The following is a 303-nucleotide window of genomic DNA, read 5'->3' as shown; positions in this document are numbered from 1 at the left end:
GCAATCCACCAGAAGGTGGGGGAGGTGGTCCAACTTTGATAGGTTTGGCATCAGCAAGCACAGCTTGAACAAAAGAGCCAGTGGCCAAACCAGCAGCAACAAGTGAAAGCACTGCCCTACGGCTGCTTTGTACCTCACCACTCACTTGTTGTTGTTGTGCTCTAACTGTGAACCCTGCACGTGTGACTGAGGCCACCCTGCTTCCACTCCCCACATTCAAGCGTGTGGAGCCAAGGCTACCTTCCAACACAGCCTGAGAGGAACCACGTAAGCTAGTCATTGATGCCATTGCTTGAGCCATTC

General features: G+C 52.8%; 1 protein-coding gene. It reads right to left on the bottom strand.

Annotated elements, in window-relative coordinates; translation table 11 throughout:
- On the bottom strand, window positions 1-289 hold a 289-nt coding region (gene psbQ, locus L9G74_RS23810), incomplete at its 3' end, for a photosystem II protein PsbQ (protein ID WP_500142661.1).
- Window positions 290-303 lie beyond the last annotated feature (14 nt).

Source organism: Shewanella electrica, assembly GCF_022321485.1.
In the GTDB taxonomy this organism is placed as follows: domain Bacteria; phylum Pseudomonadota; class Gammaproteobacteria; order Enterobacterales; family Shewanellaceae; genus Shewanella; species Shewanella electrica.
This window is presented reverse-complemented; position numbering and strand designations above follow the sequence as displayed.